12 protein-coding genes are annotated in these 14,977 nt (G+C 55.9%); 4 read left to right on the top strand and 8 right to left on the bottom strand.

All coding sequences use genetic code 11. The annotated features are described in order from the left end of the window. Together MWC30_RS17290 and MWC30_RS17285 are read left to right on the top strand one after the other, a co-directional pair. Nucleotides 1-754: N-acetylmuramoyl-L-alanine amidase (locus MWC30_RS17290; protein WP_244085455.1), on the top strand; the 754-nt coding region annotated here is incomplete at its 5' end. Next, nucleotides 751-2,793, top strand: a complete 2,043-nt coding sequence (locus tag MWC30_RS17285; RefSeq protein WP_244085454.1) for a ribonuclease catalytic domain-containing protein — start codon at nucleotides 751-753, stop codon at nucleotides 2,791-2,793. The genes MWC30_RS17290 and MWC30_RS17285, both read left to right, overlap by 4 nt. A gap of 73 nt (nucleotides 2,794-2,866) precedes the next feature. On the opposite strand, the gene MWC30_RS17280 is transcribed toward MWC30_RS17285, so the two are convergent. Continuing rightward, the gene (locus tag MWC30_RS17280) at nucleotides 2,867-4,207 is read right to left on the bottom strand and encodes an ammonium transporter (RefSeq protein ID WP_244085453.1); all 1,341 of its coding nucleotides are present in this window, start codon (nucleotides 4,205-4,207) and stop codon (nucleotides 2,867-2,869) included. An 82-nt stretch (nucleotides 4,208-4,289) separates the two neighbouring features. Beyond that, complete coding sequence (locus MWC30_RS17275) at nucleotides 4,290-4,628, bottom strand: P-II family nitrogen regulator (RefSeq protein ID WP_244085452.1); 339 nt, start codon at nucleotides 4,626-4,628, stop codon at nucleotides 4,290-4,292. Nucleotides 4,629-5,569: 941 nt separating this feature from the next. Between MWC30_RS17275 and MWC30_RS17270 the strand changes: the two genes are divergently transcribed. Then, nucleotides 5,570-6,895, top strand: a complete 1,326-nt coding sequence (locus MWC30_RS17270; RefSeq protein ID WP_244085451.1) for an ammonium transporter — start codon at nucleotides 5,570-5,572, stop codon at nucleotides 6,893-6,895. Between the two features lie 188 nt (nucleotides 6,896-7,083). Here MWC30_RS17270 and prfB read toward each other — a convergent pair. The 5 genes from prfB to MWC30_RS17245 all read right to left on the bottom strand — a co-directional run bounded on the left by prfB (nucleotide 7,084) and on the right by MWC30_RS17245 (nucleotide 12,910). After that, a protein-coding gene (gene prfB / locus MWC30_RS17265; protein ID WP_244085450.1) for a peptide chain release factor 2 occupies nucleotides 7,084-8,215 on the bottom strand; the annotation gives its coding sequence in 2 pieces (ribosomal slippage) (nucleotides 7,084-8,148 and nucleotides 8,150-8,215; 1,131 coding nt in all). 13 nt (nucleotides 8,216-8,228) lie between these two features. Beyond that, nucleotides 8,229-9,752 carry an apolipoprotein N-acyltransferase gene (lnt, locus tag MWC30_RS17260; RefSeq protein WP_244085449.1) on the bottom strand — a complete coding sequence of 508 codons (1,524 nt, stop codon included), beginning with the start codon at nucleotides 9,750-9,752 and terminating at the stop codon, nucleotides 8,229-8,231. 153 nt (nucleotides 9,753-9,905) lie between these two features. Further along, nucleotides 9,906-10,778 (bottom strand): hemolysin family protein, encoded by an 873-nt coding sequence (locus tag MWC30_RS17255; protein WP_244085448.1) that lies wholly within the window; start codon nucleotides 10,776-10,778, stop codon nucleotides 9,906-9,908. Between the two features lie 273 nt (nucleotides 10,779-11,051). Next, nucleotides 11,052-11,501: an adenosylmethionine decarboxylase gene (gene speD / locus MWC30_RS17250; RefSeq protein WP_244085447.1), complete on the bottom strand. Its 450-nt coding sequence runs from the start codon at nucleotides 11,499-11,501 to the stop codon at nucleotides 11,052-11,054. Between the two features lie 488 nt (nucleotides 11,502-11,989). Next, nucleotides 11,990-12,910 (bottom strand): diguanylate cyclase, encoded by a 921-nt coding sequence (locus tag MWC30_RS17245; protein WP_244085446.1) that lies wholly within the window; start codon nucleotides 12,908-12,910, stop codon nucleotides 11,990-11,992. Between the two features lie 183 nt (nucleotides 12,911-13,093). Between MWC30_RS17245 and MWC30_RS17240 the strand changes: the two genes are divergently transcribed. After that, the gene (locus tag MWC30_RS17240) at nucleotides 13,094-13,945 is read left to right on the top strand and encodes an NAD(+)/NADH kinase (protein WP_244085445.1); all 852 of its coding nucleotides are present in this window, start codon (nucleotides 13,094-13,096) and stop codon (nucleotides 13,943-13,945) included. Nucleotides 13,946-13,999: 54 nt separating this feature from the next. Here MWC30_RS17240 and MWC30_RS17235 read toward each other — a convergent pair whose 3' ends face one another. Continuing rightward, the gene (locus MWC30_RS17235; RefSeq protein ID WP_368860881.1) at nucleotides 14,000-14,869 is read right to left on the bottom strand and encodes a radical SAM protein; all 870 of its coding nucleotides are present in this window, start codon (nucleotides 14,867-14,869) and stop codon (nucleotides 14,000-14,002) included. Nucleotides 14,870-14,977: the final 108 nt, after the last annotated feature.

The following is a 14,977-nucleotide window of genomic DNA, read 5'->3' as shown; positions in this document are numbered from 1 at the left end:
GGCCACCCAGCCCCCCGCCGCTCCCCTCCCCAGTGTGGCCCGCCAGCTGGGCCTGAACGTAAAGCGCATTGTACTGGACCCGGGGCATGGAGGCAAAGACAAGGGGGCCATCAGCCCCAACGGGGTTTACGAAAAGAACATCACCCTGGCCATTGCCAAGGCACTGAAGAAAGTCCTGGAGACCTCGACGGAATGTGAAGTCATCCTGACGCGTACGCGGGACAAATTCCTCTCCCTGGAGGAGCGCACGGCCATTGCCAATGCCCGGAAAGCCGATCTTTTCATCTCCATCCATACCAACGCTCATGAGGACAGGAACCTTTTCGGAACGGAAACCTACTTTTTGAACCTCGCCAAGGACAAGGAGTCGGCACGGGTCGCGGCCTTTGAAAATGCCGTGTCCTCCAAGAATGTCAGTGATCTGGAGGCTATTTTACAGGACCTGATGCTCAACACCAAAATCAATGAATCGGCTCAACTGGCACGGCAGGTTCAGCAGCAGCTCATCAGCAGGCTCAAGGTCAGCTACGAGGGTATCAAAGACCTGGGCACCAAGCAGGCCCCCTTCTATGTGCTCCTGGGGGCGGAAATGCCCAGCATACTCATCGAGACGGCCTTCATCACCAACGAACGGGAGGAAAGTCGTTTGAAGGACAAGATTTTTCAGGAAAAATTGGCCAAGGCCATCAGCGTCGGCATTCAGTCGTACATCCAACAGATGAAGGGCCTTGCCAGGATGGGAGCTTCTTCATGAGCCAGCACCCTCCCACGGAAATCCCTGCCGGGACCATTCTCGAATTCTTCGAATCGCGGGAAATTCTATGCGGGGTCAGCCTCGCCACAAAAAACAGCCGCCTGACACTCCTGACGGAACAGAATCGTGAAATCAACCTCGCCCAGAGCCGGGTCATTCATGCCGGCAGCCAGCCTCTCAACGCCAAGCTGAGCCGGGATGAACTCGTCCAGAAACTGGTGACTGTGGCGGCCCTGCGCAGGAGCCTCATGCAGGAGGTCCATATCGAGGAGCTCTGGTCCCTGGTGGAAGGAGAAGAGGAAGGCCTCACCGCCCGCGATGCCGCCGAATTCATCTTCAGCGACGCCATAACGGACAACCACGTCGCAGCCGCTCAGCGCGCTCTCCTGCAGGATCGGACTTTTTTTCAGTTCAAGGATGGGAAGTTTTTCCCCCGTTCACAGGAAAAGGTGGATCAGAGACGCCTGGAAATCCAGCGGGAAGAGGAAAAAGAGGCCCGGCTGGAGGCAGGCTCCCAGTGGCTGCAGGCAATCTGGAACCGCAAAGGACGGGGTGATGCCGGCATCAACGCTCCGTGGCCGAGCCTCATCGAGGATCTCAAGGCTTTTTGCCTTTTCAACCAGGACGCCCCATCGTACCCGTTTCTGAAGGAGCTCTTCAAGAGGACCAACGTTCCTCCCCTGCCTCAATCGGCCTTTCGGATCCTGCTGCGGATGGGGATCTGGCACGAAAACGAAAACCTCTACCTGCTGGAACAGAACATCTCCCCTGAATTCTCCAAAGAAATTGAAGATCTGGCTACCGATCTCTCCACCGCCGACATTCATAGCCTCGGGGACAGGGAACAGCGGCGCGATCTGAGGTCTCTCCACACCTTCACCATCGATGGGGCTCAAACCCGCGATTACGACGATGCCCTGAGCCTGGAGATCCTGGAAGGCGGCCTGTTCGAAATAGGAATCCATATTGCCGATGCGGCAGAATTCGTCGTCAAAGGCAGTCCCCTGGATCTGGACGCCCAGGAAAGGGCCAGTTCCATCTACCTGCCCGATGCCAGGATCTCCATGCTGCCCCCGGCTCTCTCGGAGGGGATCTGCAGTTTGAAGGCCGGCGAAGATCGCCTCGCTCTCAGCTTCCTCCTGCGGATAGATGCTCAGGGAGAAATCCAGAGCCGGGAGATCGTTTCCAGCATCATCAAAATCAAGGAGCAACTGACCTATCAAGAAGTGAACGACAGGGTCCGGGAAGAGCCTTTCCACACGCTCCATGCCCTGGCATCGAAATTGAAAGAGCAGCGCCTGGCCAGGGGCGCCGTCATTCTTCCCCTGCCTGAAATTCAGGTTTTTGTGGGGCCGATGGGCATGATTCAAGTGGTCCGGTACGAGAAGGAATCCCCCAGCCAGCTCATCGTTTCCGAATGGATGATTGCGGCCAACGGGACGGCGGCGGCTCACCTGGCGGAAAACGGCGTTCCGTCGCTTTATCGCCTCCAGGGGGAATGCAAGCCGGAAACGGATTTCACTCAAAGCGAGCACGAGATCTACCGGATTTACCGCCAGAGGCGCCTTTTTGCTCGAGCGGAGCTGGACGCGAAGCCCGGCGCTCATTGCAGTCTGGGGATGCCTCAATACACCACGGCCACTTCTCCCATACGCCGGTATTCAGACCTTGTCGTCCAAAGGCAGCTCAAGCACCTCATGATGGATGCACCCCCCCTCTATTCCGAGGATGAATTGCGCCAGGTGATGATGAAGCTCGGCCTGATGCAGTCGAAAATCTCCCTCATTCAGCGCAAGTGGACCCGCTACTGGATTCTCAAGTACATGGAGCAGGAGGATCTCCAGACCCTGAATGCCCTGGTACTGGATTTGAACGGCCGGTTCGCTCATCTCCTCATACCCGAATTTCTCCTGGAGACCAATGTGCCCATTCTCGAGAACGTTCGTCTTCAGCGGGGAGAAATGATTCGGGTGAAGATCGAGAAATTGAATCCCCGGGAGGACATTTTGAGGGTTCAGCTTCCGGATTTCACGAAATGAAAGTCGGTGAAAGCCGGGAAGTGGGGAGCTCTTCCCGGCCGTGCGAAAGATGTGAGAGGGACCTCTCGAATCGTTACAGCGTATAGCCAACCTCGCCGTGCAGCTCCCGATCCAGGCCCATGACTTCAGCCTCTTCATCGGCGCGGAGTCCCATGGTCTTTTCGAGGATCAATCCCAGGACATAGGTCAGAACGAAGGCATAAACCGCCACGACGGCCACACCGATGAACTGCTTGCCCAGCAGGGACGGATCGCCGGCAACGAGTCCCGTTCCTCCTATGGTGGCGAAGATTCCCGTGGCAATGGCCCCCCAGGATCCTCCCACCCCGTGGATTCCCACTACGTCCAGGGAATCGTCAAACCCGAAGACTCCTTTGATGCGGATGCCGTAGTAGCAGAGGACGCCCGCAGACAGCCCCATCACGATGGACCAGAAGGGTGTTACAAATCCCGCCGCCGGGGTGATCACGACCAGGCCCGCAACCACTCCCGACCCCAAACCCAGGGCACTGGGTCTTTTGTGGACGACCCATTCCATGAGCATCCAGGAAAAGCCCGCTGCAGCGGAAGCGATCATGGTGGTGGCGAAGGCCAGCCCTGCAATGCCATTGGCTCCCAGGGCACTTCCGGCGTTGAATCCGAACCAGCCGAACCAGAGGAGTGCGACTCCCAGGAGGGTCATGGTCAGATTGTGAGGGACGAAATCCTCCCCGGGATAGCCCTTCCTCCTGCCGAGAAGGAAGACCAGGGCCAGGGCGGAAGCCCCGGAGGACAGGTGCACGACCGTTCCCCCCGCAAAGTCGAGGGCGCCCATCTTCTGAATCCACCCGCCGCCCCAGACCCAGTGGGCCACGGGGTCGTAGACCAGCGTCGCCCAAAGCACGAGAAATACGACATAGGTGCTGAACTTCATGCGCTCGGCAATGGCTCCACTGATGAGGGCAGGCGTGATGATGGCGAACATGCCCTGAAACCACATGAAGACGTAGGTGGGAATCGTACCGCTCAGGGAATCCGGCGTGATGCCGTCCAGAAAGAGCATGCTGAAATCTCCCACCAGGGAATTTCCCGGACCGAAGGACAGGGAGTAGCCGTAAATCACCCACTGGATGCCGATCACCGCCAGGGCCACAAAGGAATGCATGAAGGTGCTCAACACATTTTTCTTGCGGACCATGCCGCCGTAGAAAAGCGCCAGCCCCGGCGTCATGAGCATGACCAGGGCGGTGGAGGTCAATACCCACGCCGTGTCCCCCGCACTCAAGGTGGGCGGGGCAGCTTCATCGGCCCAGGCGAGTCCTCCCGCAGAAAGAGACAAAAGAGCACCCCCCCATCCGGCAAGGATTTTCCCGGACCATCGTCGTGCATGGGGAAGGCTGGATCGTAGTGTATCGAGCAATCGTTCCATCAACATGTTGTCCTCCATCGGAACCGACCGCCGAAAGACGGCGGCGGCAAATTCACAGGCTCGTGTAATATTCCGTCCTGGTTCCCACTCAAATGGCATCGGCACCCGTTTCACTGGTCCGAATCCTCATGGCTTCCTCGATGCGCGAAACAAATATCTTTCCGTCCCCGATCTTGCCGGTGCAGGCCGCCTTCTGGATGGCCCCCATCGCCTTCTCAGCCAGGTCGTCCCCGACGACCACCATGAGCATGAGCTTGGGAACAAAATTCACCTGATACTCCGCACCACGGTAAAGCTCCACGTGCCCCTTCTGACGGCCAAACCCCTTCACTTCGGTCACGGTCATTCCCTGGATCCCCAGGGCCACGAGTGCATCCTGCACTTCATTCAGGCGGAAGGGTTTGATGATCGCTTCGATTTTTACCATGGTCTCACCTCCTGTTTCTTTCCGTTGATAACACTGCAGTCCCTTTTCCCATGTTCCCAATTCCTCTCAAAGCCATTCTTCCCTACTCCATTGTCACCCTCCGCCGATGGATCCCCGACAGATCCTCCTCAGCGAAATTTTGCAGAATGGTGAAAACTCCTCTTTCGTCGTCTCCACAACATCGCCACTTGGAGGCTCTTAATACCAAGCGCCGTGCCAAGGGAAGCACCGGAGCAATCATTAAGTCTATAAGTAATTGTTTTATATAATAAAGATCTGTGGACTTCACCCCATCTTTCAGAAAAGAGGGAGCATTCCAGCATGACAAGTTTGTAGTCCAGGGGGATCGTCTTCCCTATAAAACTACATTTTTGTGCCATATTTTATTTACTTTAAAAATTAAAGACCAGTTCGGAGGAGGGATATTCTGAAAGATAGAAAAAGTATTGGACAAAATTGGATCATATTGAAATGAGGATTTTTCATTTGTGGAGGAAGACCCAGGGAAAGGCCAAGCGGCGAAATTGAGTCCACAACCCCCTTTTGGCGCTCGTCTCCTCGATCTTTACGTGCAGAATGCCGCTGGAGCATCAAACAGGGAACATATTTGTAGACTCTAATGTCTAAAAATACCTGAAATGAACAATTATGGATCAATTATGGGATTTTTCCGGCACTATCAATGAAAAATATCATATCAATTTCAATATATTATATGAAAATATCCTTATGGTCCATAGATTGCTATTCGCATGCGCCGAAGCACAAGCATCGAGATTCCATATGGCGCCCGGTTTAAATCCGGACCTTTGCCATCCTCCCCAAACAAGCCGATGGGCGTTTTTATTCATGGAGCGGCGTCACCCGACTCATGGATGCCAGGAGATGGGAATCGCACGGGAGGGTGCAGGGGCGAACACTATCTTCAGGGAGAAATCACCATGCCTTTTTTTCAGTCACCATGCCGGCTGCATTCCGTTTCCATTGAAAAGATCTCCAAAATGTCTATTCCCGGTCTTCTCCCGGCCCTCACACTGCTTGGCAGTGGAACGGCGCTGGCAGCCGACGCGCCCGGGGCCAACGCCGCGGACACCGTATGGATCCTCATCTCTTCCGCCCTTGTCATGCTGATGCTCCCGGGCCTCGCCCTTTTTTATGGCGGGATGGTGCAGACCAAAAACGTGCTGAGCTCTCATATGCATTCCTTTGTGGCCCTTGCGGTTGTGGGAATCCTCTGGGTTTTCACGGGCTATTCCCTCTCCTTCGGCACCGGCAACGCCTGGATCGGCGACCTCAGCCAGTTCCTGCTGATAGGCACGACACCGGACTCTCTGACAGGGACTATCCCCACCTATGCCTTCGTCATGTTTCAGGGCATGTTCGCCATCATCACACCGGCGCTCATCAGCGGCACCATCGCCGAGCGCATGAAGTTCAGCACCTATGTCGTTTTCATCCTGCTCTGGTCCTTTTTTGTCTACAACCCCGTCGCGCACTGGGTCTGGGGTGGAGGCTGGCTCGCCAAGATGGGGGTCCTGGACTTTGCGGGCGGCATCGTCGTCCATCTGACCGCGGGCATCTCTTCCCTCGCCATTGTTGCACTCATCGGAAAACGGCAGGGATATCCCGGTGAACAATTCGTACCCCACAACCTTGCCATGACTGTTCTGGGAGTCGGCCTGCTGTGGTTCGGCTGGTTCGGTTTCAATGCAGGAAGTGCTCTGGCCGCCAACGCCAGCGCAGCCCTGGCCTTCACCACCACCATGGTGGCCGGCGCGGCTGCCGCCACCTCGTGGATGCTGATGGAATGGTGGCTCCTGGGCAAGCCGAGCGCTTTGGGGCTGGCTTCAGGAATCGTTGCCGGGCTCGGCTCCATCACCCCGGCAGCCGGATTTGTCACCCCCGCCGCAGCACTCCTCATCGGTCTGGTGGCCGGAGCTCTCTGCTACTACGGCGTTCGTTTGAAATTCAAAATGGGTTACGACGACTCCCTGGATGTGGTGGGGGTGCACGGGGTTGGAGGGGTATGGGGCCCCATCGCCACCGGGATTTTTGCCACGGTGGGAGGCCAGGGCCTCTTGAGCGGCAATGCCCATCAACTCCAGGTCCAGGTGATCGCCGTCGCAGCGGTGGGATTTTATTGTTATGCCGTGACCTACCTTCTCGGGTGGCTGCTGGACAAAACCATGGGACTTCGGGTGGATGAAGACCAGGAGCTCATCGGCCTGGATCGGGAGCTCCATGGGGAGGTGGGTTACAGCCTGTAGAAATCGCAGACGGTGGCGCATGAAAAGGGTAAAGAAAAGGGCAGGTCGCCCTTCCCTGTCCGACATCCTGGATCTGTCAGGGAAGCACGACCCGCCCTTTTCTATTGGACTGCGCAGTGGGACTGTCTGCAATCCCAACCCGAAAGCCTGAAGAGGGTTGGGGGCAGCGTCATTCTCCTGCATTCTTGTCAGCCGATGGACGCCCGCTCTCGCGTGTTCATGAGATTCATGAGATACGCCTCGATGAATTCATCCAGGTCTCCATCCATCACGGCCTCCACATTGCCCTTCTCGAAGTTGGTGCGATGGTCCTTCACCAGGCGATAGGGCTGCATGACATAAGAGCGGATCTGGCTGCCCCAGGCGATTTCATCCAGATTGTCATGAGCCTCCTGCATCTTTTCCTGCTGGGCATGCTTTTCGCGCTCGTACAGTTTCGCACGCAGGATCTTCATGGCGATGTCTCGATTGCGGTGCTGTGATTTCTCGTTTTGACATGCCACCACGATGTTGGTCGGCAAGTGGGTGATACGGACGGCCGAGCTGGTTTTGTTGACGTGCTGTCCCCCGGCTCCACTCGCCCGGTAGGTGTCTATCCTGAGGTCGGAGAGCTTGATGTCGATCTCGATCTTATCATCCACTTCCGGGTAGACCAGCACCGCGGCGAAAGACGTGTGGCGCCTTCCGCTGGCGTCGAAGGGCGAAATGCGCACCAACCGGTGAATGCCCGATTCGGACTTGAGCATCCCATACGCGTGAGGCCCTTCCACGGTGAAGGTGGCGCTCTTGATGCCGGCCTCTTCCCCCTCCAGGAGGTCCACCATCTGGGTTGAAAATTTCTTCTTTTCACACCACCGCAAATACATGCGGAGCAGCATTTCGGCCCAGTCCTGAGCTTCCGTTCCCCCGGCGCCCGCGTTGATGCAGACGATGGCATTCTTGTCGTCGTTCTCTTCGCACAGCATCTGCTCCAGCTCCAGGGATCGCATGCTCTTCTTCAGGGCCTGCGACTTCTCCAGGACTTCCTTCAGCGTCTCTTCGTCATTCTCTTCGAGGGCCATCTGCAGCAGGAGCTCGCACTCCTCCAGGCCTTCAGAAAACTGCTGCAGGGTTTGAAGGATTGCGCCGATGTCCGAACGCTCCTTCAGAAGGGGCTTCCCCTCTTCGGGCTTGTCCCAGAATCCCGGTTTTGCGAAAATCCGCTCCAACTCTGCAAAGCGCTTCTTTTTGGCCTCTATGTCAAAGATACCCCCCGAGGGTCTGGAAGCGTTCAGAAAGTTCCTTCAACGTCGCCTTGATGTCACCCACATCGATATTCATTTGGAAGTCCTCCTCAGGTTGATTTGGCGGAACGGCGCTTCAGGGTCGAATAAACCATGCAGCCCATGCTCGCAGCCATACAAAACCATACAAAAAAGTCACCCCATCGTGCGTAGATCGTCAGGAGCCCCGGTGAGCGCGCAGTGCACACCATTTCCCCTTGAAGATCCAGCTCTATTCTACCACAACTCTCTCCAGCAGCGTCGATCACCGTGCTGATCCCCGTATTGGCCGCGCGAATCATGGGAGCTCGAAGCTCGATGGCCCGCCATCGTTCGATCTCCAGGTGCTGATAGGGGGCGGAGGTCCTGCCGTACCATGCATCATTGGTGATATTGACCAGGTACGCAGCTCCCGCCAGGACCGTACGGCGCGCCAGAGAGGGAAAAATCCCTTCATAGCAGATGAGAACGCCCAGTCCCCGATCTTCCCAGCGGAGGGGCTGAGAATCATGCCCGGGCACAAAGTCTCCGGCAGCCTGGACAAGGCGGTGCACAAAAAACAGCAGCTTCTGCAGGGGCACGTATTCGCCGAAGGGCACCAGGTGCTGCTTGGCATACCAACCCAATATGTTCGCGCGGGCATCCACCAGGTAGGCCCGGTTCTGAAACCGGGGCTCACCGTCCAGGAGCGTGATGGCGGGGCTCCCAAAGAGAAGGGGAACCCCCAGTTCGCGCACCATTCCATTGAGCTGTTCCGTCAGGTCGTCTTCCACGCCATAGAAAAAGGGAGCCGCCGTTTCGGGCCATACGATGAGATCCGGGCGGGGACTCCTGGCAGCAGCGGCCATGGAAAGCTCCCGGTAACGCCGCAGGGTCTCCTGCTGAAAAGCAGGGTCCCACTTTCGAGCCTGGTCGATGTTCCCCTGGATGACCGCCACCGTCCAGGAATCCGCTGTCTTTTCCAAGGCCTTCACGGTGTCCAGGCGCCAGCCCCCATAGACCAGCGTACCCGAAAGGCACAGGACAAAGACCGGCAGGCTCCAGCGGACGCAGCGCCCCTTCAGGCACGAGAGGACCGTCGTGCTTCCCAGTACCACCAGCCAGGAGAGGCCGAATACACCGGTGACATCGGCCGCTTGAATGAGGAGCGACCAGGGGGTTTGAGTATACCCCAGGTTCGCCCAGGGAAAACCGGTCAGTAGAGCTCCCCGCACCCACTCCAGAGCTACCCAGACCCCCGGAAGCCCGAAGATTTCCAGGAGGGGATGCCCCTGCCATCGGTGAGCCGCGACAGCAAAGCAGGCTGGATAGAGAGCCAGATACCCGCTGAGCAGGGCGACCAGCAGGACCGCCACGGGCAGAGGGATCCCGCCGAAGTGCTGGACGACATACTGAATCCAGTAGAGGGTGGAAGCATAATGGGCCATGCCGCAGACATAGCCCAGGAGAAAAGCCTCTTTGCCCGACTTGCCCTCCAACGCGAGCAAAAGGGGTACGAGGGCGACCCAGGAGAGGTAGAAAAGCTCGGGCTTGGGAAATCCCAGCGTCAGCAGCAAGCCACTCAGGACACTCAAAAAAAGGCTTTTCATTCCCATACCCAGGAGCTCATTTCGGTTGATTGTACAAGCAATGCCACAGATCTCTTATAGAGGTCCATCCAGGGGGAAGGGGCTGGTTTCAAGAAGGGAAAGCGGCCATCGTTCCCCGGGTGGCGCCGTGCAGCAGATGCAGAGGGGGGATCCTGGCCTTCAGTCGGAGCTTCCATCCAGGCTCTCCGTTGCACTGGAATCCGGGTGAATTTTGCGCACACGTATGGTTTCGATTTTTCGATTGTCCGCCGACTCGACTATCATTTCAATATCTTGATACACCAGGCGCTCATTGACGGCTGGAACTTTGCCCAGGAGACTGATGACAAAGCCCCCTACCGACTCAAACTTGCCCTCGGGCAGTTCGATATTGAGATAGTCTTCCAATTCTTCTACATCCAGCCGGGCGTTCACAAGCAGAGACCCGTCGTCGAACTCCACCATGAGGTTTTCTTCGGCGTCATATTCATCCATGACATCACCGATGATCTCTTCGATGATGTCCTCGAGGGTGAGGATTCCCGCCGTGCCACCGTATTCATCCAGCACAATGGCCATATGAGATTTATTGATCCGCAGGTCTTTGAGGACGTCGCTGATCTTTTTCGTCTCGGGAATGAAATACGGAGGCCGCATGATGGTTGTCAAATCCAGCGAGCTCTGGCCCCAGTAGTTCAAGAGATCCTTGGCGTGGAGCGTTCCAACGATGTTATCGATATTTTCCTGGTAGATGGGGATCCGGGAATGACCGCTCTGGAGGATGATCTGTATGATTTCGGAAAGCCCGGCATCGACACGGACATAAACGGCATCGGTTCGGGGAACCATGATTTCTCGTGCAATCGTATCCCTGAAGGAAAAAATCCCCTGGATCATCTCCCCTTCGTCTTCAGAGATGAGGCCCCGCTCCTCCCCCTCGTCGATGAGCTGTTGGATTTCCTTCTCGATGTTCTCGGATTCTCCCACGCGAGCCAACCGGCGGAAGCACATCCGTAGCCAATTCTGAAACCCTTTGGCTGACTCCTCTTCCAATGTTTGATCTCACCCCTCAGTGAAGTTTGACGATTCTCCGAAAAGCCAATGGGGGATCGCGAAATGTCCCCTTAAATCGAAAGGTTATTATAATAAATTTTTTCAATTTAACAAGATGCAGGAGCATTGTCCACAAAAATACTTTGAAGACGGCAGCGACGGAGCGGGCGCTCCACCCCCGAGTGAAAAGACTACAAAATAAATGGGGTCCAGAGCTTGAACAGCCCGGACCCCATGTCGCATTCAAAGGATATTGCCGAAACGTCTGATGGGCTACCTGGAGCGCTGCATGAGCATACGATCCATGCGGACAACCTGTGCGGTCTCGTGAATGGTGTTGGGGAATTCCTGTCCTCGATCCAGCACCTTCACTTCGCACTTTTGGATATCAAAGTACCTTTTGATGGTTTCCACTGCAACATCCGTATCGAACGGCTTGCAGGAGAACATGTCCAGACTCAGATACTGCTTGTCCGGAAACGTGTGAACACTGATATGGCTTTCAGCGATGAGAACGAATCCCGAAACCCCCCAGTCCTCCGGTACTGAGCCATTATAGCGAAAAACGTAAGGAGGCATGATCTTCGTCATTTCCATCTGAGTCGGATACTCATCCAGGAAATTGTAGATCAAGGTCATATCTTCAAGCCCGGCACGATTACAACCATACCCATCCACCATCAAGTGGACCCCAAAACCAAATTCGGGTTTGCCCCTACCCATGGCAGTCACCTCCCATTTTCTCTCGAGAACCGTCACGTTCTCACCAAATCCACACAACGTTTCCCTACCGCCCATCATTTTGGAGATGCCACCTGACAGCTTTCGAAAGCAACGCAGGGCCGCATGCTTTCAGCTTTCTCATTCGCGATGGACTTAGCTTCCTTTACTCTGGGGCGGACCTGTTACCATCTTCATACTGATCGGCTCATTGAATTCTTAGGTAGAAAAAGCATACCCCCGCCTCAACCAATCGATTCCAATGCATCAACCGCGTACATCATTGGATCCTGGCGTGCAAGGTAACACTTGTTTTTTAAAATTTTAAAGAATTCTCCACCGTTTACCTGTACAAAAGCACCTTTCATCAAAGTCAGCACTATATAAAGGACCGCTTAAAAGGTGTCAAGAAAAATCAGAGGAAAATGGGAAGGTGGGTCAAAAAGGCGTGAAGGCGGAAGAATATTCAAGATATCAATGGGCTGGATGTATCAGGTCGATTCCTCATCGAGAACGGCTTGATCGCCTCCCAGCTCGTGCTTGACGCGATAGAGGGCCCGATCGGCACGCTCCACCATATCGGCAATGTCCTGGTCCACATCTCCCGTTCTCTCACGAAACTGAGCCATTCCGATGGACAGGCACGTCGGGGCGAGAGCCAGGCGATTGTAGGTTTGGCGGATACGGTCCGCCACAACCTGCGCCTGGCCAGGCAAAAGATGGGGGAGCAGCAAAGTGAATTCATCTCCCCCATAGCGAAAGGCCATGTCCAGGTCCCTGCGGATGCATGAGCTCAGGACTTCGGCAAAGCGCATGAGGAGCTCATCACCCGTCTGATGCCCCCTGGTGTCGTTATAGAGTTTGAAATGATCGATATCGAAGAAGAAAAGAAACAGGGAATGGCGGTATCGCGTGGCCCGCAGGGCTTCCTTTCGCGCCATGTGCTTGAAAAAGCGTCGATTGTACAAGCCCGTCAGAGGATCCCGGATGGCGAGGTGCTCCAGTTCCTTGCGCAGGGAACGTTCCCGAATGATGCGCGCGAGCTTGGCCTCCAGTTCATTGAGAGTGAAGGGCTTGATGATAAAATCCGAAGCCCCGGCGGAAACCACATCGGTATAACTGTAGTTCATGGCGTGGCCGGTGATGGCGATGATATCGATCTCCTGGTGGTCGCGGGCAAGATGCCGGATGAGCTCAAGGCCGTCCATCCGAGGCATGTTGATGTCCGTAATGACGATATCGAAGGTGTTTTTCGTGATCCGATCGAGGGCCTCTTCTCCGTCTTTGGCAGTCACCGTGCGATGGCCCATGTGCGCCAGAGCCTCTCCCAAAATATCGCACATCTGGTCTTCGTCATCCACCAACAGGACGTGCTGAGAAACCGACTTCGACCTCGAATCTTTCAAACCCATGCGGTGGCTTTTCCTCTTCCCCCGGGAGATCCGAAAATCTCCACAGGGACGCTGCGGATGGCAACAATACACGCGGAACGCAATACTTTAGTTGAACTTCCTTGATTTGACAAATAATTTTCATTGCATTTTCCAGGGCGATTTGCCTATCATCCTTGCCGACCGGCAAGAAGGAGGAGGAAGATGCACCACATCGCCATTGTTTATAAACGCACACGCTCATTAGCGGCTGAATTGACCCAGCGCCTGGCGCATTGGTTGGAGGAGCGCAATATCCAGGTAATTTCACACGAGAACATCGACTGCTCCCGCGACCAGTGCACCCACAAGCACCTGGAGATCCCCCCCACTGTCCAGGCGGTGATCGTCCTGGGAGGGGACGGCACCCTGCTGAGTGTGGCGCGATTGCTGGAAAACCGCACCACACCCATCATGGGCATCAACCTGGGAGGACTCGGTTTCCTCACGGAGTACAGCATCGAAAACTGTCTCCGGGAAATCGAGCACATTCTGGACGGCCGTTATGAAATAGAGGAGCGGATGCGCCTGCGAGTCTCTGTCGTGCGGGGGGAGGAGGAAATCTTCTGCCACGGAGTGCTCAACGATGCGGTCATCAACAAGGGGGCTCTCGCACGCATCATCGACCTGGAAACCACCATCGATGGAAGGTATCTGACGCGCTATCGCGGCGACGGCCTCATCGTCGCCACTCCCACAGGCTCTACAGCATACAATCTCTCGGCGGGAGGCCCCATCGTCTACCCCACCGCCAAAGCCATCATGCTGACGCCCATCTGTTCCTTCACCCTGTCCAACCGCCCCATCATCTTCCCACCTGAAGTCATCATCCAGGTGGAGGCGCGCGGCCCCCTCCAGGACGTGACTCTCACCTGTGACGGCCAGATCGGCTGCACACTGGAATCTTCCGACCGCATCGTCATCTCCGCAGCCTCGATCCCTCTACGCCTCATCAAGACTCCATCCATAGACTACTTCGAAATCCTTCGCACGAAGTTGAAGTGGGGACAGAACTGACAGCCGGGATGCAGCATTTCATCGCGCGTCCGCCCCTGCGCTCCCCCCATACCGTCACAAAGCCCGCAGCCATTCCGGCTTGAGGCGCACAGCCCCTTGAAGAGCTTCGTCGATGGTGGTCAGGGCTTTCTCTTTTTCACCGGGCATCCTGACTTTGAGGGGCAGATAATTGGAGGCATGGTTGGCGAAAAACAGGCCCCGGCTCATGTGCGTATAGTGCAGCATCTGGCGAAGCTCCATGAGGAATTCCGTCTGCGTCAGCAGCTCGAACCGGCCCTCCTGAGCTTTTTGTCCCAATTCCGTATTGGGGAGGAGCATGAGGGTGAGGACCCCCACGTAGTTGGGATCCATGGCCGTAAGGAGCTCCCCGGTGGCCCGGGCATGATTCATGGAACGTTCTCGCCCCCCCACTCCCAGGAGGACCGTGACGGAAAGCTTGAGTCCCACACTGCGAATCCTCCGCCCTGCTTCGATCAGCCGTTCGGGGGTCACCCCTTTTTTGATGTCTTTCAGTACCTGGGCATCCCCGCTCTCCACCCCGAGGTAGACGATCCCCAACCCCAAATCACGCAGTTCCTCCAGCTCTTCCGGTGTCTTGCGCAGGATGCTCTTGGCATTTCCATACAGTCCCACCCGCCGGACCCAGGGCATTTCTTCCCGAATGCGCGAAAAAATCCTCACCAGCCGGGCCTGGGGAATGATGAGCGCATCCCCATCGGCAAGGAAAACCCGGCGCAAAAACGACAGATGCTTCGCGGCGTACTGAATATCCGCATCGATGACCGCATCGTCTTTGATGCGGAACCGTTCTCCCTTGTAGGTCCCGCAGAAGGTACACTTGTTGTGCGAGCAGCCGACCGTGACCTGCAAAATGATGCTGTCCGCCTCGCTGGGAGGACGAATGATCATTCCTTCATAGTGCATTCCATCCATACGCTTATCACCCTGTTCCTTATGGATTGTGCTTCTCGTGAACACCATTTCTAATCAGATATCATGGCTTGTTCATCAAGAATAGATTATGATCCCCTT

Source organism: Desulforhabdus sp. TSK (assembly GCF_022836495.1).
In the GTDB taxonomy this organism is placed as follows: domain Bacteria; phylum Desulfobacterota; class Syntrophobacteria; order Syntrophobacterales; family Syntrophobacteraceae; genus Desulforhabdus.
Note: the sequence above shows the minus strand (reverse complement) of the source record. Positions and strands in the feature narration are given on the sequence as shown.

Bases quoted from the DNA above. Each gene is read 5' to 3' on its own strand.
- MWC30_RS17240 (WP_244085445.1), top strand. From the start codon at position 13,094: ATGCACCACATCGCCATTGTTTATAAACGCACACGCTCATTAGCGGCT.
- MWC30_RS17270 (WP_244085451.1), top strand. From the start codon at position 5,570: ATGCCTTTTTTTCAGTCACCATGCCGGCTGCATTCCGTTTCCATTGAA.
- speD (WP_244085447.1), bottom strand. From the start codon at position 11,501: ATGGGTAGGGGCAAACCCGAATTTGGTTTTGGGGTCCACTTGATGGTG.
- MWC30_RS17285 (WP_244085454.1), top strand. From the start codon at position 751: ATGAGCCAGCACCCTCCCACGGAAATCCCTGCCGGGACCATTCTCGAA.
- MWC30_RS17280 (WP_244085453.1), bottom strand. From the start codon at position 4,207: ATGTTGATGGAACGATTGCTCGATACACTACGATCCAGCCTTCCCCAT.
- MWC30_RS17275 (WP_244085452.1), bottom strand. From the start codon at position 4,628: ATGGTAAAAATCGAAGCGATCATCAAACCCTTCCGCCTGAATGAAGTG.
- MWC30_RS17245 (WP_244085446.1), bottom strand. From the start codon at position 12,910: ATGGGTTTGAAAGATTCGAGGTCGAAGTCGGTTTCTCAGCACGTCCTG.
- lnt (WP_244085449.1), bottom strand. From the start codon at position 9,752: ATGGGAATGAAAAGCCTTTTTTTGAGTGTCCTGAGTGGCTTGCTGCTG.
- MWC30_RS17235 (WP_368860881.1), bottom strand. From the start codon at position 14,869: ATGCACTATGAAGGAATGATCATTCGTCCTCCCAGCGAGGCGGACAGC.